Consider the following 20,361-nt stretch of genomic DNA (forward strand, 5'->3'; position numbering starts at 1 on the left):
TCCCGGTTCAGGGCAGGTCGGGCTGCGCGGCCTTGGCGGCCAGCAGGCGGTGCAGGACGGCGTCGCGGGCGGCGACGAGGGCACGGTCGTCGGTGCCGGCCCGTTCGGCGTCGACCCCGGCGACGAGCTTTTCGGCCAGCTCGGGGGTCAGGTGGACGCGGCCGAGGTCGCGCCACCACTCTTCGGTGGGCGGGCCGAGGTGCGCCAGGACGTGCGCGAGCCCGCCCGCGCCGCCGGAGAGGTGCTGGTTCAGGAACGGGCCGAGCACGGCCCAGCGCAGCCCCGGCCCGTACGCGATCGCCGTGTCGATGTCGGCGACCGTCGCGACCCCGCGTTCCACCAGCGAATACGCCTCCTGCCACAGCGCGGCCTGGAGCCGGTTCGCGATGTGGCCGGGCACTTCGCGCGACAACCGGATCGGCCGCTTCCCGACCGAGGTGTAGAACGCCACGGCCCGGTCGACGACCTCGGGCGCGGTGTCGCGGCCGGGCACGACCTCGACGAGCGGGATCAGGTGCGGCGGGTTGAACGGGTGCCCGATGACGACCCGCTCGGGATGGCGCGGGCAGCCGCGGGCGATGACGCTGGGCAGCAGCCCGGACGAGCTGCTCGCCAGGATCACGTCCGGCCGCGCGGCCTCGTCGAGGACGGCGAACAGCGCGTGCTTGACGTCCTCGCGCTCAGGACCGTTCTCCTGGACGAAATCCGCCGCCGCGGCCGCTTCTCCGGCGTCGGCGACGAACCGCAGCCGATCCGTCGACGTGCCTTCGAGAGCACTGCGCAACCGTTCTTCGGCGCCGGGTGCCGGATCGGTGGCGACGACGTCGAGGCCGTGGGCGAGGAACAGCCCCGCCCAGCTCGCGCCGATCACGCCCGTGCCGACGACCGCGACGGTGCTCATGCGCGTGCCCGGAAGTGGTCGAGCGCGGTGGGGTCGGCCAGGACGTCCTTGCCGACGACGTCGTCGGCCCGGGCACCGAGCAGGAGTTTCTTCACGGGCAGCTCCAGTTTCTTCCCGGTGCGGTTGCGGGGGATCACCGGGACGGCAGTGATCGTGTCCGGCACGTGCCGCGGCGACAGCGCGCTCTTCAACGCCGTCGCGATCTTCTCGCGCAGCGGCGCGTCCAAGGCGCCGTCCCGGAGAACGACGTAGAGGCGGAGGTCGCCATTGCCGCCGGCGGGGTCTTCGAGGTGCACGACGAGCGAGTCGTCGATCTCGGGCAACTCCTCGACGACGGCGTAGAACTCGGCGGTGCCGAGCCGGACGCCGCCGCGGTTGAGGGTCGCGTCCGAGCGCCCGGCGATGACGCAGCTCCCCTCGGGGCCGAACCGGATCCAGTCGCCGTGCCGCCAGATGCCGGGGTAGGCCGAGAAGTACGTGTCCCGGTAGCGCGAACCGGTGTCGTCGCCCCAGAACCCGACCGGCATGGACGGCATCGGCGCGGTGATGACGAGCTCGCCCAGCTCGCCGACCACGGTGGTGCCGTCGACGTCGAACGCCTTGGCGTCGACCCCGAGGCACGGTCCGGAGATCTCGCCGGCGAGCACGGGCTGCAGCGGGCCGCCCTGGACGATCCCGCTGCAGACGTCGGTGCCGCCGCTGCCGACGTTGAGCAGCACTCCCGCGCCGAAGACGTCGCGCACCCAGTGGTAGCCCTCGGCCGGCAGCGGGCTGCCCGCCGCGCCGATCTGCCGGAGCGCGGTCAGGTCGAACGACGCGGCCGGGTCGAGGCCCGCCTTCCGGCACGCCATCAGGAATCCGGGGCTGGCGCCCATCAGCGTCGCGCGGGTTTCGGCGGCGAGCCGCCACTGCCACGCCAGGTCGGGGTGCAGCGGGTTGCCGTCGACGAGCACGATCGACGCGCCGGTGAGCAGTCCCGACACGAGCGCGTTCCACATCATCCAGGCGGTCGTGGAGAACCACAGGATCCGGTCGCCCGGGCGCAGGTCCCAGCTGAGGCCGTGGTTCTTCAGGTGTTCGAGGAGGATCCCGCCGTGGCCGTGCACGATCGCCTTCGGCTTGCCGGTGGTGCCGGAGGAGAACAGCACGCACAGCGGGTGCGCGAAGCCGACCGGCTCGAACCCGGGCACGCACGCCTTCGGGGGTTCCGGGTGGCGGAGCCCCCGGCTCGGGCCGAAGGCCCGGATGTCACTGCTCTCGGTGAGCAGGTCGCTCCAGGCGAGCGTGTCGGGGAGGTCGTGGTCGCCGTAGGGGACGTGGACGACGTGCTCGACGGTCGGCAGGCCGGCGCGGATCTCGGCGACCTCGGCGCGGCGGTCGACGTCCTTGGCGCCGTAGCGGTACCCGGCCACGGTCAGCAGCACCCGCGGCTCGATCTGGCCGAACCGGTCGACCACCGAACGGGCGCCGAACTCGGGCGCGCAGGACGCCCAGATCGCGCCGAGGCTCGCGGTGGCCAGGTAGGCGACCACGGTTTCCGGGATGTTCGGCAGGTAGGCGACGACGCGGTCGCCGCGCCCGACGCCGAGCCGGGCGAGCCCCGCGCGGGCCCTCGCGACCTGGTCGCGCAGCGCGGCCCACGTCAGCTCGGTGCGTTCGCGGGTCTGGGAGTACGCGATGACGGCGACGTCGTCCGCGGGGCCGCCGAGGGCGTGCTCGGCGTAGTTGAGGGTCGCGCCGGGGAACCACTCGGTGCCGGGCATCCGCCGGTCCGGCACGACAGCCGAAGCGGGGGAGTGGAAGTGGACGCCGAAGAAGTCCTTGACCGACGACCAGAAGCCGTCGAGGTCGGTCACCGACCAGCGGTGCAGCGCGGCGTAGTCGTCGAAGGCGTGGCCACGGTCGGCCAGCCACGCCAGGAACCGGCCGATCTCGGTGGTTTCGCGGGCGTCGGGCGCGACCGGGCGCAGGATCATCGGCCGACCTTCCCGGCGCGCTTGTCGAGGAACGCCTGCATCCGTTCCTTGGCTTCGGCGCTGCCGCTCGCCACCGCGGACATCAGCGACTCCATCAGGTAGCCCTCGGCCGGGTTGGCCTCGGCGATGCGGGGAAGGGCCTGCAGGACGGCGAAGTTCGTGATCGGGGAGTTTTCGGCGATCTTGCGGGCCAGGCCGAGCGCGTGCTCGAAGCCGTTGTCGGCGCGGTAGTGCGACAGCCCGGCGGCGTGGCCTTCGTCGGCGTCGAGGACGCGGCCGGTGAGCATCATGTCGGCCATCCGGTGCACGCCGATCAGCCGCGGCACCCGCACCGACGCGCCGCCGCCGACGAACAGCCCGCGCTGGCCCTCCGGCAGCGCGTAGAACGCCGAGGGCTCGGCGACGCGGATGTGCGCGGCCGCCGCGAGCTCCAGGCCGCCGCCGACGACCGCGCCCCGGAGCACGGCGACGACCGGGACGCGCCCGCGTTCGAGCCGCTCGAAGGCGCGGTGCCACATCATCGAGTGCTCCAGGCCTTCGAACGCGTCGCGCTCGGTGAGCTCGGAAAGGTCGAGCCCGGCGGAGAAGTGCTCGCCCACGGCGTCGAGCACGACGGCCTTGACCCCGCGCGGCGGGGCGCCGAAGAACGTTTCGAGGCCGAGCACGGTGGCGTCGTCGAGGGCGTTGCGCTTCTCGGGGCGGGCCAGCCGCAGTACGGCGACTTCGTCGAGCAGCTCCAGGTGCAGCGACGGGGGCAGGAGGGGGGTCGTCATGCGGGTCCGTTCGGGAAGGACGCGGCGGCTCGCGCGCGGAGCTCGACGCGGCGGATCTTGCCGGTGGCGTTGACCGGCAGGGCTTCGGTGAACTGCACGTACTTGGGCACCTTGTAGCGGGCGAGGTGCCGTTCGAGGTGGGCGCGGAAGGCGGCTTCGCCGAGGTCGGCCCCGGCGCGGCGGACGACGAAGGCGGCGCCGACCTCGCCCCAGCGCTCGTCGGCCACGCCCACGACGGCGCACGCGTCGACCTCGTCGAGCCGGGCCGCGACCGCCTCGATTTCGGCGGGGTAGACGTTCTCGCCGCCGGAAATGATCATGTCCTTGACGCGGTCGACGACGTGGGCCCAGCCGTCGTCCTCGACGCGGACGACGTCGCCGGTGCGGAACCAGTCGTCCTCGACGAAGCTCGCCTTCGACTCTTCGGGCCGGTTCCAGTAGCCGCCGAACACGTGCGGGCCGCGCACCAGCAGCTCGGCGGGCGTCTCACCGAGCGGCTCGGGAGTGAGGTCCGGGCCGAGGCCGGCCACGTCGGTGAAGAAGTGCGGCACGCCCGCGGCGACGGGGTGGTCAAGGGTGCCTTCGTGGGTGGCCATCGAGACGCCTGGCGAAGCTTCGGTCATGCCGTAGCCCTGAAGGAGTCTCACACCGCGGTCGAGCCACGCGCGGGCAACGCGCTCGGCGACCGGCGAGCCGCCGTAGAGCACGCACGTCAGCGAACTCAGGTCCGTGCGGTCCCAGGACTCGTGGCGGCACAGCATCTCCAGCATGGTGGGGACCGCGGAGAAGCTCGTGATCCCGGCTTCGCCGATCCGGCCGAGGATCGCGCCCGGGTCGACCTTCGCCACCGGTTCCACGCTGCCGCCCTTGAACAGCGTCGGCAGCGTGATCTGGCCCAGCCCGACGCAGTGGAACAGCGGCGCGATGCACAGCGCCTTGTCGGTGCCCAGGACGTCGAGGTGGGCGAGCTGGTTGACGGTGTTCCAGGTGAGGTTCCCGTGGGTCAGCACCGCCGCCTTCGGCCGGCCGGTGGTGCCGGAGGTGTAGAGCAGCACGCAGGGATCGTCGAGCCGGACTTCGGTGGACGGCGGGTCGCCGGCGGCGGCCAGTTCCGCTTCGTAGCCGAGCCCGCCCGCCGGGCACGACGCCGGGTCCGTCGCGACGACGTGCCGGAGGGTCTCCGGCAGCGGCGGCCCGGTCAGGAGGTCGTCGGTGTCCGGGCTGTGCACCAGCACCGAAGCGCCGCTGTCGGCCAGCATGTAGCGGATCTCGGTGGGGGAGAGCCGGTAGTTGAGCGGCACGAAGAGCGCGCCGAGGCGGGTGGTGGCGAAGAGCGTCTCGAAGACGGTGACGTCGTTGACACCGAGGTAGGCAACGCGGTCGCCTGGGCGCACGCCGAGCCGGGCGAGCGCGCCGGCCAGCCGTTCGACGCGTTCGGCGAGCTCGGCGTAGGTGCGCGTGCGTCCGGGCTGGACGAGCGCGGTGCGCCCGGGGGAGATCCGGGCCCGGCGCGCGGGCCAGCTGCCGAGGCCGAAGTCGGCCGGTCCGTGCGGCGATCGGGGCACGCCGGGTACCTCCCGTGGTCTATATCAGGAACCCTGAGACGTCATCGAGCATGACTGTCACCCGCCCGGGCTGTCAAGAGCGAGGGCCGCGAGTGCCGGATTTTGGTACGGACGCCGGGAAGACGCGCTTTTGGCGGACAGTGGGGGAGTGGCATTTCGGCCGTTGGCGGGGTTGCGCCGTTTGGATCAAGCACTACGCTGGCAGGGTGCGGTTCAGAGCCAGCCGCCCTCCCCCGACTTGCCGGCGTTCGAGCGGGCAGTGGACACCGCTCGACACGCCATCCGCGACTTGAAGGCGTAGCAGAATGTTAGTCGTGCAGCACCCCGCGACGGCGATCCCCATGGCGTCGCCGTCCCCCCTCGCCGAACGAAGCCCGTTCGACATCAAGGTGATCCGGCCGTACTTCGGCGCGGTCATGGTCCGGATCCGCGGCGCGCTCGACGAGGACAGCGCCGCCGAGCTCGCCTCGGTCCTGAGCACCTGGGCGCACCGGAAGTTCCCGGTGCTGGTGCTCGACCTGTCCGAGGTCGACTTCCTGGATTCGGCCGGGCTTTCGGTGCTCGCCGGCATCCACGTCCGGACGGTCCGCGAGAGCACCACGCTCCGGATCGTCACGGGCGACAACCGCGTCGTGCGCCGGGCGCTGGCCGGGAGCGGCCTCGACCACGCGCTGAACCTGAGCCCGCTGCCGGCGGGCTGGGAGCGGGCGACGGAGATCCCGAACTAGCGCTTCCGGGCGTCGGGGCTCAGCTTTCGCGCAGGCTCGCGATCGTCTCCCGCAGGGCGTCGTCGGTGGGGGTCGGCTTGATGCCGAACGCCTCCGTCGCCGCCGACGAGTCCAGGACGAACGGCCCGCGCAGCTGGTACTGCATCTCCATCATCTCCCGCGCCGCCGGGTCGAAGAGGCCGGCCAGGCGCAGGGCGATGCTCGGCATGGTCGTCACGCGGGCCGCCGGTGCTCCCGCCAGTTCCGCCGCGCGGGTCGCCAGCCGGCGCAGCGACATCGGCGGGGCTGTCGGCACGTGCCAGGCCCGGCCCGACGCTCCTTCGTCGGCCGCGACCGCGACCAGGGTGCGGGCGACGTCGCCGACGTAGGTCCAGCTGTGCGGGGCGTCGAGGGCGGCCGGGGCCGAAGCGCGCTTGCCGGCCAGGACCTTCGGCAGCACCAAGGCCGTGAACGCCGACAGGGTTCCCGCGCCGAGGTAGTCCGACCCGCGGACCTCGGCCGTGCGGATCCGCCCGGCTTCGTGCGCCGCCAGCTGGTCGGCCCAGAGCTTGGCCCGCACCTCGCCCTTGACCGAGTTGGGCCGCGCCGGGAGCTGCTCGGTCATCGGGCCGTCGACGGCGCCGTACGCGTAGAGGTTGCCGGTCGTGACGAGCACTGCCCCGCTGCTCCCGGCCGCGTGCAGGAGGGCGGCGCCGAGCGGCGGCCAGTCGGTGGGCCAGCGGTGGTACGCGGGTCCCGCGCAGCTGTACAACGCGGCCGCGCCGGACGCGTGCCGCGCCAGCGTGGCGGCGTCGGTGGCGTCCGCGGCGACCAGCTGCACGCCCTCCACCGACGGCCCGCCGCCGCGGCGCGTGATCAGGCGGACCTCTTCGCCTCGGCCGGCGAGCAGGCGCGCGGTGGCCGAGCCGACCGGACCGGCGCCGACGATGACGTGCAGAGCCATGGAAACCCCCAGGAGAGAACACTGTTCTCGGACAAGAACACCGTACTGCGCCGGACGTCGCCGGGTCAAGAACAGTGTTCTCGTCGAGTTCGGGTGTTCTCGCCATGTGCGACACTGGGGGCGTGTCCGCCTCGTCGCTGCGTGCCCGGGTCCGCTCGGAGATGCACCAGGAGATCAAGGAAGCCGCCCGCCGCCGCCTCGCCACGGAGGGCGCGAACCTCTCGCTGCGGGCGGTCGCCCGGGACATGGGCATCGTCGCTTCGGCGCTGTACCGGTACTTCCCGAGCCGCGACGCCCTGCTGACGGCGCTGATCATCGACGCGTACGACGGCCTGGGCGAGGCGGCGGCCGAGGCGGAAGCGGCGGTCCCACGCGACGACCTGCGCGGCCGCTGGCTCGCCGCGTGCCACGCCGTGCGGTCCTGGGCGCTGGCGCACCCGGCCGAGTACGGCCTGCTCTACGGCAATCCCGTCCCCGGCTACGCGGCGCCGCCGGAAACCGTGGTGCCGGCGTCGAAGGTGATCCTGCTGCTGGCGGCGATCGCCGGCGAGGCCCCGGACGTCCCGGCCGGGCCGCCGCTGCCCGGAGGAGTCCGCACCGACCTGCGCCGCCTGATCGACGACCAGGGCGGCGGCCTGTCCGAGGAGCGGCTGGACCGCGCTCTGCTGGCGTGGACGCACCTGTTCGGCCAGGTCAACTTCGAGGTCTTCCACCGCCTCGACGACATGGTCCAGGCGCGCGCCGAGTACTTCGGGCACCACATGGCCCTGCTGGCCGACCTCGCCGGCCTGCCCTGAGCTTGCTCCCCGACGTCTTGAATGAGTCATTCAGGACCTCCGAAGACCTGAATGACTCATTCAAGACACGCTGGCGCCGCCTGAGCTGGCCGGCTTGCTTGAGCTCAGGCGCGGAAGTACGCGCGGAACGTCGTGCCGTCGTCGCCGGTGTGCAGGCGGACCAGGTCGGCCAGGTAGTTGACCAGCAGCAGCCCGCGGCCCCGGCGCTGCTCCGGCGTCGCGGGCCGGCGGCCGGCCAGGGGGTCGATCAGCTTGCCGCCGTCGTGGACCTCGCAGACGAACTCGCCGGCTTCGCTCCACAGCCGGACCGTGCCGGTGCCGCCGCCGTGTTCCACGGAGTTGGAGAGCAGTTCCGTGACGACCACCAGGACGTCGGAGACCTGCTCGGCGCTCAGCCCGCCGGCGGCCGCGTGGATGTTCGCCATCGCCCGGGCCGCCGCGAGGTTCGTCGTGGCCGGCAGCTCTGCCACGTGATCCGGTGCCGGCGGTAGCGGCCGGTTGTACCGGGCGAGGACGTCGTCGGGGGCGTACGCGGTGCTTGGGCGGTGGCCGGTGCCATCGATCACGACGGGGTGGGTGGCCTCGGCGTCGGCGAGCGCGGCCGGGTCCAGGCGCGTGACGTCGTACGGGCACAGGATCGTCATCTCCCGGCCGGCGAAAGCCTGGTTGATCAACGCTTCGTGCTGCACGCACGCCGGGTACTCGACGGCCGATCGCTCCGCCCAGATCGGTTCGCCGATGATCCGCACCGGGCCGCCGGGGTGGGCGTCGGCGAAGGCCCGCAGCACGCGGGGGATGATCCGGCCGGGGTTGCGCCCGGCGTCGGTCATGTCCAGCAGGCGGACCTGCCCGGCGTCCGCGCCGAGCTCGCGGCGCAGCAGCTCGAGGTTGCGCCCCGGCACGGCGACGGCGACCGGCTCACCGGCGGCGAGCCCGCTCCACACGAACGGCACGGTGCCGGTCAGGTACTCGGCGTCGTCGCGGTAGAACAACGCCGGGTGCGCGAAAGGGGACGCGCTCACATCGCCTCCCTGAGCCGAGGATCTTTCCAGTATGCGCGTGCGGCGTCACCTGTTCGGAGGAACCTGGCCGGGCGGACCGTCGGCGGCTCCGCGCAGCCGCTGTTCCTGGATGTCGCGCAGGAACGCCACCGGGTCGTCGCCCATGCGGTCGAGCGCGCGGTGGCGGATCCCCGCCGACACGACCGTGCTGCCCACTGCCCACGCGGCGATCACCACGATCACCACGGGCGCCGGCAGCACCCGGCCCAGGAAGGCGAGGGACACCGTGGCCGCCAGTGCGGCGCCCCTGGCCAGGCTGCCGTACCAGTGCGGGCGCCCGGGCACCGAGAAGACGCGGGTGCCGGCCAGGTACATCGTCAAGCCGATGGTCGTGAACCAGACCGCCGCCTGCGGCGGGGACTCGTGCAGCGACAGGTTCACCCCGGCCGCGATGAGCAGCAGCGCGAAGGCCGGGAAGAGGTGACCGACGGCGTACAGCGAGTACGCGAGCGCGGGGTTGCCGCCGGAGAGGTCGAGCATGCGCTCGTAGATCCGCGCGGCGGAGGAGAAGTACAGCCACCACAGCGCGCCCGCCATCACCAAGCCGGCGACCAGGGACGCCCAGTACGCGACGTCGTCGGCCGGGCGCTCCAGCGCCGCGGTGCCGACCGTGATGACCAGCTCGCCGAGGAGCAGGATCATGAACAGCCCGAAGCGCTCGGCGAGGTGCGCGGAGTCGACCGCCAGGTTCGGGTCGCTCGGCGGCTTCAGCAGTATCCGCCACTGGTCCGCCGGTGACGGCCGCTGCCGGGACTCGCCGCGGCGCCGGCCGCGGCGGTCGCCGAGCAGCAGGAACCCCGCCTCCTGCAGCAGCGCGACCGCCCACAGCGCCCACGTGTACGGGAAGACCGCCGAAACGCCGAACAGGACCGCCGAAACCACGTAGCCCCAGCTGATCCGGCTCTGGTCGAGACCCGGGCGCGCCGGCCAGCGGTGCGCCGCCGCCAGGATCAGGCGGACCCCGGCCATGGCCACCGCGAACACCGCCGGGTGCCCCTCGAAGACGTGGTGCGCCTGGGTGGCGGCGATCCCGCAGGGGATGGTGCCGGCCAGCACGAACAGCCGGTCGGCGGCGCGGCTGTCGTCGCCGCGGCGGTTGTAGAGCACGGCGAAGCCGATCCACGTCCACCACAGCGTCGCGAACAGGCCGAGTGCGGCGGCGGCGCGCATCCAGTGCGGGTCCGCGACCATGCCGTGCGCCACCTGGGCCACCGCGAACACGAAGACCAGGTCGAGGTACAGCTCGACCCAGCCGACCCGCTTGCCGTGGGCCGCCGTGCCCTTGCCGCTTTCGTCCACATCGGTCACGGTGACGATTCTGCCGGGTCGCCGCGCCGCGGTGTCTACCCGGGCGGCGGGGGAATTAATAACAAACCATTCGAACAATGGCCGACTTCGCCACAAAATGGTGTCGGCGACTTCTGTGGGTAATTCTGCCGCCAGTGCGACAGGATCGTTATTTACGTCAGCTCGACCCCCGGAGCTGGGCGAACTTGCTTGTACGATGTACAAGCAGCGACCGTCGGGACACAAAGCGTGAACTGTCGGAGCGGGCTCGAAGGAATTCATTCCCCGCGTTCCGAAACGCCGGTCCTTAGGGTTGACAAGGATGCCGAGCGTGATGTCTTCTGCTGGTCGGCTCGATCAACGCCAAGTCTTCCCCAGACCCCGGGAGCCCGGCGATCGGCCCTGGGGCCCTCGTCCTGTCCGAGTTCGACGTCAGCCGTCCGCGCGGCTGGGAATCGAGCGATTCCGCCATGCACGAAAGCAGAACCACGCTCCGCCGGTCGGCGGACGCCGCGTGGTCGCCGGCGCACTGGAGCGTCCGCACCAAGATCAGCGTCGTCCTGCTGCTGCCCGTCCTGGTCGCGGTGGCGCTCGCGGAGATCCGGATCCAGGGCGAGCTCGACCGGGCGACCGCGCTCAGCGCGGCGCGCGACCGGCTGCCGGTGCTGCGGGACACGATCGACCTGACCGCGTCGCTGGGCCAGGAGATGGTCGCGGCGGTGGCGGTTCCCGCGGGGGCGCCGGTCACGTTGACCGACGCGGTCGACGCGAAGGTGGCCGCCGTCCAGCGCGACATCGGCTTCGCGCCGCTGGCCGCGGACGGCGGCCGGGCGCTGAACACCGCGCTGGGCAAGCTCGCCGGCATCCGCGCGGCCGGCGCCGGCGGCGGCGACGTCCGCACGAAGGCGGCGGGCTACAACGACATCATCTCCACCCTCGGTGACCTCGTGCCCACCCTCGCCCCGGCCGACGCCGGCAGCGAAACGGCCGCCGGCGCGGAAACCGCCCGGCTGCTGGTGCACCTGCGCGGCGAGCTGGCCACCGAGGAGACCTACGCGCGGGCGGCCGAGAACAGCCCGGACGATGCTTCGCTGCGCCCGGCCGTGGTGCAGGCCGCCGCCGAGCAGGAGGTGCTCAGCGAGCAGGCCGAACACCAGCTCTCGGGCGACGCGCTTAACCGGTTCAAGGCGGCGACGAGCTCCGCCGAGGGCCGCCTCGACACCTTGCAGAATCCCGGCAGCGGCGACGCCGCGGCGCTCGTGTCGTTCCTCCCCTCGATCACCGCCGAGACCATCGGGGTGACGGCCGTGCTGACCGACGTCGCGGCGAAGCTGTCCGCCGACGTCTCGAACGCGGCCGACCGCGCCCGGTCGGACTCGCTGCGGGACACGGCCCTGGTCCTCGGCTCGCTGCTCGGTGCGCTCGCGATCGCCCTGCTGGTGGTGCGCTCGCTCGTCACGCCGGTGCGCCGGCTGCGCGCGGCGGCCCTGCGCGCGGCGAACGAACAGCTCCCGGAGACCGTCCGGCAGGTCCGCGAGGGCCACGACGTCGACTGGCGCGCGGTGCCCGGCTCCGGGGTCGAGACTGAGGAGGAGATCGGGCAGCTGGCCCGCGCCTTCGACGACATGCACCGCCAGGCGGTCCGGCTCGCCGTCGAGCAGGCCGAGCTGCGCAAGCAGGTCAGCGAGATGTTCATGACGCTCTCGCGGCGGAGCCAGTCCCTCGTCGAGCAGCAGCTGTCGATCATCGAAGACCTCGAGTCGGGAGAGCAGAACCCCCGCCGGCTCGACGAGCTGTTCCGGATCGACCACATCGCGACCCGGCTGCGCCGCAACGGCGAGAACCTGCACGTCCTCGCGGGTGGCCGGCCGGTCCGGCACGGCCGGGAGCCGGTGCCGACGCGCGACCTGCTGCGCGCCGCGACGTCGGAGGTCAAGGACTACCGGCGGGTGGCGATGGGCAACGCGCCGCGCAGTTCGGTGCAGCCCGAGGCGGCCGCGGACGTGGTGCACATCCTCGCCGAGCTGCTGGAGAACGCGACGCGGTTCTCCCCGCCGGAGCACAAGGTCGCGCTGACGGCCGACCGCGGCGCGGACGGCGGGCTGCTCATCGAGGTCGTCGACCAGGGCCTCGGGATGACCCCGGCGGAGCTCGCGTCGGTGAACGAGCGGCTCGCGGCGGCGGGGACCGTCGGCCCGGAGACGACCCGCCGGATGGGGTTGTTCGTGGTCGGCAGGCTCGCCGCGCTGCACGGGGTGACGGTGCGGCTGCGCGCGACCGGAACGGGCGCGCGGCACGCGGGGGTGACGGCGAGCGTGCACGTCCCGGGCGCGCTGGTGATCGCGGACCTGGCCCGCCCGATCGGGGCCGGCCGGCTGGCGACGACCGGAGCGGCGGTGAACGGCCGCAACGGCCGCAACGGTCACACCCGGCCGCCGGTGGTGCCGACGCAGGCGCCGACGCCGATCTTCGAGCAGGTCGTGACGAGCTGGTTCAGCGAGCCGGTCGCGAAGCCGCTGCCCAGGCGGGACGCGCCGGTGGAGTGGCCGCCGCCGGCGGATGGTGCCCCGGTGGAGTGGCCGCCGGCCGCGCCGAACGGCCGAGCCCCCAAGTCCGGTGCGGCGGAATCCGCCGAGCCGGCGGATTCGGGTGACCGGGCCGGTTGGCCGGGGTTGGCTGCGGAGCGGGCTGCTTCGGCTGATTCGGCTGGTCGTACCGAGGGCTCGCCGGTCGACCGGGCTGGTTGGCCGGGGTCGGCGGCAGAGCGGGCTGCTTCGGGTGACCGGGCCGGTTGGCCGGGGTCGGCTGCGGAGCGGATTGCTTCGGCTGATTCGGCTGGTCGTACCGAGGGCTCGCCGGCTGACCGGGCGGGTTGGCCGGGGTCGGCTGCGGAGCGGGCCGACTCAGCTGATTCGGCCGGTCGCACCGAGGGCTCGCCGGCTGACCGGGCCACTTGGCCCGGATCGGCTGCGGACCGGACCGCTTCGGCCGAGGCGGCCGACCCGGACCGGGCTGCGTCGCCCGATCTCTTGGGCTGGGCGGCCCGGAACGGCAGCTCCGCGGCACACCGCGCTTCCCCCGCCGAACCGGCGGATCCGGCCGGCCGCGCCGGCCTCACGGCGGACCACGCCCCCGCGGCCGGAACCCCCGCGGCGCACCACGCCTCGGCCGAACCCGCCGCGGCCTCGGCGTCGCACGCGGCCGACCCGGGCGCGATCCCGGGGTCGGACTGGCCGGCTTCGGTCGAAAAGCCCGGGTCCCGCGCCGAACCGGCCGCCGCGCCGGTGGGGGAGTGGGAGACCCCGGCCGACCGCACGCGCCAGGCCGCCGAAAGCGCTCTCAAGCCCGCGATCGCGCAGCGGCTCACCGACGCCGGCTTGCCGACGCGGCGGCCCGGCGCCCAGCTCGCCCCCGGCGCGGTCGTCCCGCGCGTGCGCGAGCAGACCGGCGGGGCGTCGTTCCGCGACGCCGCCGCCGTCCGCACCAGCCTCTCCCGGCACTACCAGGGGATGCGCGCGGCCCGGCAAGAGTCCGCGGCCCGCGCCGAAGAATCCGGAAAGGACGAAGTGGATCCGCGATGACGGAACTTCCCGACGTGCAGCCGCGACGCACCGGCGCCGAACCGTCGGCCCGGCCCCGCGGCGGGACCCTGGGCTTCCCCGGTCCCGCCGCGCCGCCCGAACGGACGGCGACGCTGAACTGGCTGGTCAGCGGGTTCGTCCAAGACGTCTCGGGGGTCGCGCACGCCGTGCTGGTCTCCGCCGACGGCCTGCTCGTGGCCGCCGACGAGGCCCTGCCCCGCGAGCGCGCCGACCAGCTGGCGGCCATCGCGGCCGGGCTGTCCAGCCTGTCGCTGGGGACCGCGGAGCTGTTCACCGCCGGGCGGGTGGTGCAGTCGGTGATCGAGATGGAGCAGGGGTTCCTGCTGCTGATGAGCGTGGGCGACGGCTCCAACCTCGTCGTGCTCGCCTCGACCGGCTGCGACATCGGGCTGGTCGGCTACGAGATGACGATGCTGGTCGAGCGGGTCGGGCAGAAGGTCGACGTGCCCGCGCGCGAGATGCCGGTGGCCCAGGACCACCGGTGATCGACGACCCGCCGCCCGGGCTCTACGGGGAGGAGCCGCGGCGCAGCCCGTCGCTGGCCCGCCCGTACTCCTGGACGGAAGGCCGGACGGCGCCGACGGTCGAGATCGCCGTCGAAGCACTGGTCGAGACCACGGCGGCGGGCCGGGCCGAGGCGGCGTACCTCATGTCGAGCGCGCTGGCGGAGGTCACCGAGCTGTGCGCCCGGCCGCGGTCGCTGATGGAGATCGCCGCGCTGCTGTCGCTGCCGCTCGGCGTGGTCCGCGTGCTCGTGGCGGACCTGATGCAGGACAACCTGGTGATCGTCCGCGACACGCTGTCGGACACGTCCACCTGGGACGAGCGCCACGACCTGATGGAACGCGTGCTGCACGGGCTGCGCGACCTCTAGAGAGGACCTTGCGATGGAGCACTTCGCGCTCGGGCACTGGCTGCTCGTGCTCGCGTACCTGACGTCGGTGGTGGGCTGCGCGCTCGGGCTGGCGTGCGCGGTGCAGGCCCGCCACACGGCGAACCCGCGCCACCGCATGCGGTGGCTGGCGCTGGCGGCGATCTCGATCGGCGGCGTCGGCATCTGGCTGATGCACTTCGTGGCGATGCTCGGGTTCAGCACCCCGGGAATGCCGGTCCGCTACGACGTCTTCCGCACGGTGCTGTCGGCGATCCTGTCGGTGTCGGCGGTGTTCGCCGGTCTCGTGGTGGTGGGCGGCCGCGCGAAGTTCGGCTGGTGGCGCCTCGCCCTCGGCGGCGTCATCACGGGCCTGGCGGTGAACGTCATGCACTACACGGGAATGTCGGCCCTGCGCGTCAAAGGCGACTTCGGCTACGAAGGCGGCCTGGTGGCGCTGTCGGTGGTGATCGCGGTGGTGGCGGCGACGGCGGCACTGTGGTTCGCGGTGTTCCTGGACCGGCTGTCGCTGCGGCTGCTGGCGGGTTTCGTGATGGCCGCGGCGGTGACGGGCATGCACTACACGGGCATGGCGGCGGTCCGGATGAACATGGACATGAACGCGGCGGACCCGGCGGGGGTCGAGGTGTTTTCGTTCCTGTTCCCGGTGTTCGTGCTGGCGGCGATCGCGATGGCGGTGCCGCTGTGCGCGGTACTGATGGCGCCGGCGATCAAGCCGGAGGCTGCTCCGGTGGTTCCGGAAGAAGCCCCCGTCACGGTGTGAGCTGGTCGCGGATGGCGTCGGTGTCGATGAGCGACCAGATCTCGGCGATCTTGCCGTCTTCGTAGCGGTAGAAGACGTGCTCGGCGAAGGAGATGGTCTTGCCTTCGGTCGGCAGGCCGCGGAAGTCCGCGGCGGGAGTGCAGTCGAACCGGATGCGGCACGCGACCTGGTCGCCGTGCACGACGAGGCCTTCGACGACGTAGGTGAGATCGGGGATTTCGGCGGCGTCGCGCTTCAGGAGGGCTTGGAAGTCGGCGATGCTCAGGGTGCGGCCGTTGTGGACGACCGGGTCGTGGGCGAAGTCCGGCAGGTCGGCGAAACGCCGCTCGTTCAGGCAGGTGAGGTAGGCGCGGTAACGCTTTTCGAGATCGGTCATGGGGCTGCTCCTACCGTTCCGCACTGAACCCGGACTCGACGCCGAACTTCTCGATCATGAACCGCCAGAAGAGCGGCACCGCCTCCGCGCCGCGCGGCCAGGTGAGCATCGCCACCACACGCCCGGACGCTCGCGACGATCTCGGCCACGGGACCGAACTCCGGGTGCTCCGCGGCCAGCGCGTCGAACCTGGTGGCGATCTCGCGCCACGGGACCTCGTCGAAGCGATCGGGCCACGCCCGCGAGTTCAGCCGCATCCGGCCAGTGTGGCAAACGGCCCGCGGGGAACTTCCCCGCGGGCCGTCACCTCAACCGCCTACAGGATGCACAACAGCGAACACGCCTTCGCCGACGACCAGCCCGTGTGCGACGGCGGTGTCCCCGGGGGAACGTTCGCCGGCACGTAACTCGCCTTCGCCTGGTTCGTGATCGGGAACAGGCTCAGCAACGCGTAAGTCGAGCAGTACACCTGCTTCGACTGCCCCGCCGCCAGCGAGAACGGACTCGTCTGGCACGACGGCTCCACGCTGTCCACCACGTGCGCCGACGTGATTCCGACCGGACCCTCGTTCGTCACCGTGATCCGCCAGTACGCCGTCGCGTTCAGCAGGCCCAGGAGACCCACCCCCGCCTGCTTCGCCCACGGCCCGACCCCACCCGGGCCGCACTTCGAAGCCGACGACGACGTGCAGATCTCCTTGTCCACCTTCACCTTCGGCGTGCACGAAACGCCCGGTGCCACCGGGAGCGTCACCGTGTTCGACGTGAACGAACCCGTCGAGTCCGTTCCGGTCGCCGTGTTCGCCACCGATGCCACCGCGCAGTCCGCCGCGATCGTCGTGCGGAAGCACAGCTGCGGTGCGTCGCCCGCGTAGTCGACAACCAGACGGCCGCTGAAGCCCGTTCCGTTGTGCAGCACCAGGGTCGTCGTCACCGTGATCGACGGGTGCGCTGCCACGGACACGCCGGTCAGGTCGACCGAGCCGTCCGGGGCGAAGCCCGGGGTCGGCACCACCGCGTCGTCCTGGCCCACCACCGTCACCCGGGACGCCGCGAAGTCGACGTTCGCCGGGTCGACGCCCGTCAGCCGCGCCGCCGTGTAGCCCTGGACGTGCGCACCGCCGTCACAGTAGAAGTCGCCCGGCCGCAGCGTCACCTGGCCGCCCGAACGGACGCACGGGGTGGCCCCCGTCGCCGGGTCCATCGAGAACAGCACGCCCGCGTCGCCCAAGCCGATCAGGCAGCCCGACGGCGGGTCGTACGTGTACCCGTAGTCCCGCGTCGCCCCGCCGTTCGCCGACGGGTGCGTGATCACGGCCGGCAGGCCCGCGCACGCCGCCCCCGTCGCCCAGTCGTGGCAGAGCGTCGCGCCCGCGTAGCCGCCGTTCCAGATCGGGAGGTAGCTGCGTACGTGACCGTTCGGGTCGGTGATGACCTCCCCAGGGAACATGTAGACCCCGCCGGTCAGCGAAGCCGGGCCCGGTGGCGCCGTCAGTGTCGACCCGTCGAGCGCGTAGCACGTCGTGACGTTCGTGCCGCCGGTCGTCGACGCGCACGCGCCCACCGGGGCGCCGGTCGCGCTGAACGCCGTGTAGACGTTGTAGTTGTAGTTCCCGGCCGGTCCCGTCGGCCGTGCCGAGGCCCAGGCGGTGCACGCCGTGGCCGTCGCCGGGTCGAAGCAGCCCAGGGTCGGCTGCTGCGCGGTATTCGGGCTCGACATCGACGCGAAGACCTTGCCCGCCACCGGGGTCAGCGCGCCGTAGACGTACGGCTGGTTGGCGGCCGGCACGATCGGCGCGTACGGCTGGCCGCCGCAGGCGCTCTGGCTGGCGATGGTCCAGCAGACCACCGCGCCACTGCTGACGAGGCCGTACAGGTTGCCGCCGCTCTGCACGAGTCCGCCGATGCTGCTCACCGGCGGCGAACCACCGGTGGCGGACAACGACCAGTACCCGCAGTTGGCCGAGGCCGCCATGTCGAGGCAGCCGACGCCGACCGACGTCGCCGTGACGGCGGGGTAGTAGACCTTCGCGGGCGCTGCGGGGTCGTGCACGTACTGCTCGACCATGGTGGTGGCGATGTCTCCGGCGCCCAGGGTGCCGAGCGGGCCGGACGCGGTGTTGAGCACCTTCGGCCACGGGCCGCCCGGGCAGCGCTGCCCGGTGGCGAGGTCGGTGCAGACGACCTTCGGCGACGTCGCGCCGAGGTGGTGGTAGATGTTCCAGGCCTGCAGGATGCCGCCCGGGGTGCGGTAGAGGATCGGCGAGAAGCCGTCGCCGCCGGTCGCGGTCGTCACCGCCTGCACGGGCGGGGTGAGCGCGGCGGACAACGACGTCGCGTCGGGCCCGGCGTCCGGGTTCGTCGCGCGCACGGCGGTGACGCCGGAGGCGGGTTCGGTCCCGGCGAAGGTGCTGCCGTCGGTGGACCACGACGGCGTCCACCCGGGCGGCGCGTGCAGCGAACCGGACTGGAAGGCCTGGCCCGCGCCGACGGCGTCGGTGATGGTGGCGGCGCCGGACCCGGTGGCCTGGTCGTCGTAGCCGATGACCCAGTTCGCGGTGGCCCCGTGGTCGGCGGGGGAACCGGTGCCCTGCACGGACTTCGTGAGCCCCGAGACGGCCGCGGGATCGGCGGCCGCGGGGAGCGCGGCCGCGCCGGCCGCGACGAGCACCAGGGGCAGCACTGCTCCCAGCATGCGTCTTCGCATGAATGGTCCTCGATTCTTTCGCAACGGTTGGTTCCAGAAACGTTTTCCTGGCCGAAGGAAAATCCTATGCCGCACCGGGAGTGCCTTGAAGCGCTCTCACCCGGGCGCCAGAAAGGCGAAACCAACAGCGCAGTTCGTTACCGATGCGAAACAACGCCCACCTTGTGCGGCGAGGGCGGTTTCGGCTGGTGGTCACCCGAATGTCCTCATGACGTCACTCTTTCGGGTAACGAGTGGAGGCTAAGAAATACGATTTCCGGTGTTCGCGAAGAATTATTTTCCGGTTGCGTATTCAGTGAGGATGTCGTCGAGGACGTGACGCGCGTTCGCGGCCTCATCGCCGGCCCGGGCGCACGTGACGAGCACTTTCCACAATGCCCAGCCACGCCCGCGCGCCCAGGTGGGCTCGTCCACGGACAGTCGTTCGCGGAACGCGTGCCGGCCCTCGGTGGTCAGCAGCGTCCACGCGATCGCCAGGTCACACGACGGGTCGCCGACCCCGCAGGTCCCGAAGTCGATGACGGCCGCCAGTTCTCCGCCGTCGAGCAGGAGGTTGCCCGCTGCGAGGTCGCCGTGGAACCAGACGTCGACGCCGTCCCAGCGCGCGTCCAGTGCGGTCTGCCAGATTTCGCGGGCCAAACCGACGTCGATGGTGCCGTCCAATGTGGTGAGCGCGCGCTGGGCCTGCCCGTCGTAGGTGCGCAGGGTGGCGCCCCGGAACCAGTTGTGTTTCCCCGGCTGGGGACCGCCGGCGGCGTCGACGCCGCGCAAGGCGGCCAGGAATTCGGTCAGGTCGAGGGCGAACCGCGCCGGGTCGGTGATCCGGTCCGCGCGAGCCGGTGAACCGCCGAGCCATGCGTAAATCGACCACGGGAACGGATAGTCCGCGCCGGGACGCCCCTGCGCCAGCGGCACGGGAATAGGCAGCGGCAGCCGGGAAGCGAGCACCGGCAGCCACCGCTGTTCCTTCTCCACGGCCAGGGCGTACTCGGCCGCGCTGGGCAGCCGCGCCACCATGCCATCGCCGAGGTGGAAGGTGAAGTTGTCCCAGCCGCCGGCGGCGACGGGCCGCACCGGGAGATCGGCCCACTCCGGGAACTGCTCGACGATCAGCCGGCGCGCCTGGTCCGCGTCGACGGTGACGCGCCGGGGCAGGGGACCGAGATCGGGTGTGTCGCTCACCATCAGCCCGATTCGGCGTCGAAGCGGAGTTTCGACGTGATGCGGTACCGGTCGCCCCGGTACACCGAACGCGTCAGTTCGACCACCTGCCCCGCGGTGTCGCGCGTGAGCCGCTCGATGTGCAGGATCGGTGCGTACACCGCGATCTCGAGCAGTTCGGCCTGCTCCGGGTTCGTCACCGCGGGCTCGATCGTCTGCACCGCGTCCTGCACCACGATCCCGAACCGCTCGCGCAGCAGCCGGTAGAAGTTGCCCGACTCCAGGTTCGCCGGGGAAAGACCCGGGACGAGGGACGCGGGCAGCGCGAGCTGCTCGATCGCGATCGGCTCGTCGTCGACGTGCCGGACCCGGGTGACGCGCAGGACCGGCGTCCCCGGCTCGCGTTCCAGGTCGGCCGCCAGCGATCGGGTGGCGGGGGTGATCCCGAACGCGACCACCCGGCTCGTCCAGTGCCCCTCCGCGGGCGGGACGGCGAGGCCGGTCGCCAGTTCCTGGGTCACCTTCTGCGGGCTCGTGAACGTCCCCCGCCCGCGCTGGCGCACCAGCAGACCGGTGCGGGTCAGCTCGTCGATGGCCGCCCGGACGGTCGGACGGGACACGCCCAGCTCGGCGGCCAGGTCGCGCTCCGACGCCAGCCCGGTGCCGGGGCCGGCGTTCTCGATCACCTTCAGCAGGTGCCGCCGGACGCGGTCGCGCTTCACCGTGGGCGGGCGGTCCGCCGGCTCGTCACCTTCTTTTCGGGGGCTCCGGGTGGCGGAGCCCCCGGCCTGGGGCGAAGCCCCGGATGGCTCACCTTCTTTTCGGGGGC

17 protein-coding genes are annotated in these 20,361 nt (G+C 72.6%); 6 read left to right on the forward strand and 11 right to left on the reverse strand.

Annotated features, from left to right (window positions below; genetic code table 11):
• Positions 1 to 7: 7 nt before the first annotated feature.
• From QQ657_RS07310 to QQ657_RS07325, 4 genes are read right to left on the reverse strand one after another with little or no spacing between them, the layout of a single operon-like run.
• On the reverse strand, positions 8 to 901 hold the full coding sequence (locus QQ657_RS07310) for a 3-hydroxyacyl-CoA dehydrogenase NAD-binding domain-containing protein (RefSeq protein WP_284741312.1): 894 nt from the start codon (positions 899 to 901) through the stop codon (positions 8 to 10).
• Entirely contained in the window at positions 898 to 2,877 is a 1,980-nt protein-coding gene (locus QQ657_RS07315) for an acetoacetate--CoA ligase (RefSeq protein WP_284741313.1), read from the reverse strand. The genes QQ657_RS07310 and QQ657_RS07315 overlap by 4 nt, the downstream gene beginning before the upstream one ends.
• Positions 2,874 to 3,650 (reverse strand): crotonase/enoyl-CoA hydratase family protein, encoded by a 777-nt coding sequence (locus QQ657_RS07320; protein ID WP_284741314.1) that lies wholly within the window; start codon positions 3,648 to 3,650, stop codon positions 2,874 to 2,876. Before QQ657_RS07320 ends, QQ657_RS07315 begins: the two co-directional genes overlap by 4 nt.
• The gene (locus tag QQ657_RS07325; RefSeq protein ID WP_284741315.1) at positions 3,647 to 5,215 is read right to left on the reverse strand and encodes an acyl-CoA synthetase; all 1,569 of its coding nucleotides are present in this window, start codon (positions 5,213 to 5,215) and stop codon (positions 3,647 to 3,649) included. The genes QQ657_RS07320 and QQ657_RS07325 overlap by 4 nt, the downstream gene beginning before the upstream one ends.
• 305 nt (positions 5,216 to 5,520) lie before the next feature.
• On the opposite strand from QQ657_RS07325, the gene QQ657_RS07330 reads away from it, so the two are divergent.
• Complete coding sequence (locus tag QQ657_RS07330; RefSeq protein WP_284741316.1) at positions 5,521 to 5,943, forward strand: STAS domain-containing protein; 423 nt, start codon at positions 5,521 to 5,523, stop codon at positions 5,941 to 5,943.
• Between the two features lie 19 nt (positions 5,944 to 5,962).
• On the opposite strand, the gene QQ657_RS07335 is transcribed toward QQ657_RS07330, so the two are convergent.
• Entirely contained in the window at positions 5,963 to 6,886 is a 924-nt protein-coding gene (locus tag QQ657_RS07335) for an NAD-dependent epimerase/dehydratase family protein (protein WP_284741317.1), read from the reverse strand.
• 104 nt (positions 6,887 to 6,990) lie between these two features.
• On the opposite strand from QQ657_RS07335, the gene QQ657_RS07340 reads away from it, so the two are divergent.
• Complete coding sequence (locus QQ657_RS07340; RefSeq protein WP_434056725.1) at positions 6,991 to 7,683, forward strand: TetR/AcrR family transcriptional regulator; 693 nt, start codon at positions 6,991 to 6,993, stop codon at positions 7,681 to 7,683.
• Positions 7,684 to 7,787: 104 nt separating this feature from the next.
• Here QQ657_RS07340 and QQ657_RS07345 read toward each other — a convergent pair whose 3' ends face one another.
• Both QQ657_RS07345 and QQ657_RS07350 read right to left on the reverse strand, forming a co-directional pair.
• Entirely contained in the window at positions 7,788 to 8,705 is a 918-nt protein-coding gene (locus QQ657_RS07345; protein WP_284741319.1) for a sensor histidine kinase, read from the reverse strand.
• Positions 8,706 to 8,750: 45 nt separating this feature from the next.
• Positions 8,751 to 10,052 (reverse strand): low temperature requirement protein A, encoded by a 1,302-nt coding sequence (locus QQ657_RS07350; protein ID WP_284741320.1) that lies wholly within the window; start codon positions 10,050 to 10,052, stop codon positions 8,751 to 8,753.
• 449 nt (positions 10,053 to 10,501) lie between these two features.
• On the opposite strand from QQ657_RS07350, the gene QQ657_RS07355 reads away from it, so the two are divergent.
• Genes QQ657_RS07355 through QQ657_RS07370 form a run of 4 tightly spaced genes read left to right on the forward strand, consistent with a single transcriptional unit; the run spans position 10,502 to position 15,288 of the window.
• Positions 10,502 to 13,612, forward strand: coding sequence for an ATP-binding protein (locus QQ657_RS07355; RefSeq protein WP_284741321.1), 3,111 nt, complete (start codon positions 10,502 to 10,504; stop codon positions 13,610 to 13,612).
• Positions 13,609 to 14,118: a roadblock/LC7 domain-containing protein gene (locus QQ657_RS07360; protein ID WP_284741322.1), complete on the forward strand. Its 510-nt coding sequence runs from the start codon at positions 13,609 to 13,611 to the stop codon at positions 14,116 to 14,118. The genes QQ657_RS07355 and QQ657_RS07360 overlap by 4 nt, the downstream gene beginning before the upstream one ends.
• Entirely contained in the window at positions 14,115 to 14,507 is a 393-nt protein-coding gene (locus tag QQ657_RS07365; protein ID WP_284741323.1) for a DUF742 domain-containing protein, read from the forward strand. Before QQ657_RS07360 ends, QQ657_RS07365 begins: the two co-directional genes overlap by 4 nt.
• Before the next feature lie 13 nt (positions 14,508 to 14,520).
• Complete coding sequence (locus QQ657_RS07370; RefSeq protein WP_284741324.1) at positions 14,521 to 15,288, forward strand: MHYT domain-containing protein; 768 nt, start codon at positions 14,521 to 14,523, stop codon at positions 15,286 to 15,288.
• Here QQ657_RS07370 and QQ657_RS07375 read toward each other — a convergent pair.
• From QQ657_RS07375 to QQ657_RS07390, 4 genes are all read right to left on the reverse strand, one after another.
• Positions 15,278 to 15,664 carry an ester cyclase gene (locus QQ657_RS07375; RefSeq protein ID WP_284741325.1) on the reverse strand — a complete coding sequence of 129 codons (387 nt, stop codon included), beginning with the start codon at positions 15,662 to 15,664 and terminating at the stop codon, positions 15,278 to 15,280. The genes QQ657_RS07370 and QQ657_RS07375 overlap by 11 nt on opposite strands.
• 316 nt (positions 15,665 to 15,980) lie before the next feature.
• A complete protein-coding gene (locus QQ657_RS07380; protein ID WP_284741326.1) occupies positions 15,981 to 18,371 on the reverse strand; it encodes a DUF7617 domain-containing protein in 2,391 nt (796 codons plus the stop codon).
• Positions 18,372 to 18,644: 273 nt separating this feature from the next.
• A complete protein-coding gene (locus QQ657_RS07385) occupies positions 18,645 to 19,556 on the reverse strand; it encodes an aminoglycoside phosphotransferase family protein (protein WP_284741327.1) in 912 nt (303 codons plus the stop codon).
• Entirely contained in the window at positions 19,556 to 20,254 is a 699-nt protein-coding gene (locus tag QQ657_RS07390) for a GntR family transcriptional regulator (RefSeq protein WP_284741328.1), read from the reverse strand. Before QQ657_RS07390 ends, QQ657_RS07385 begins: the two co-directional genes overlap by 1 nt.
• Positions 20,255 to 20,361: the final 107 nt, after the last annotated feature.

Origin of the sequence: Amycolatopsis ponsaeliensis (genome assembly GCF_030182635.1) — a bacterium.
Lineage (GTDB): Bacteria > Actinomycetota > Actinomycetes > Mycobacteriales > Pseudonocardiaceae > Amycolatopsis > Amycolatopsis ponsaeliensis.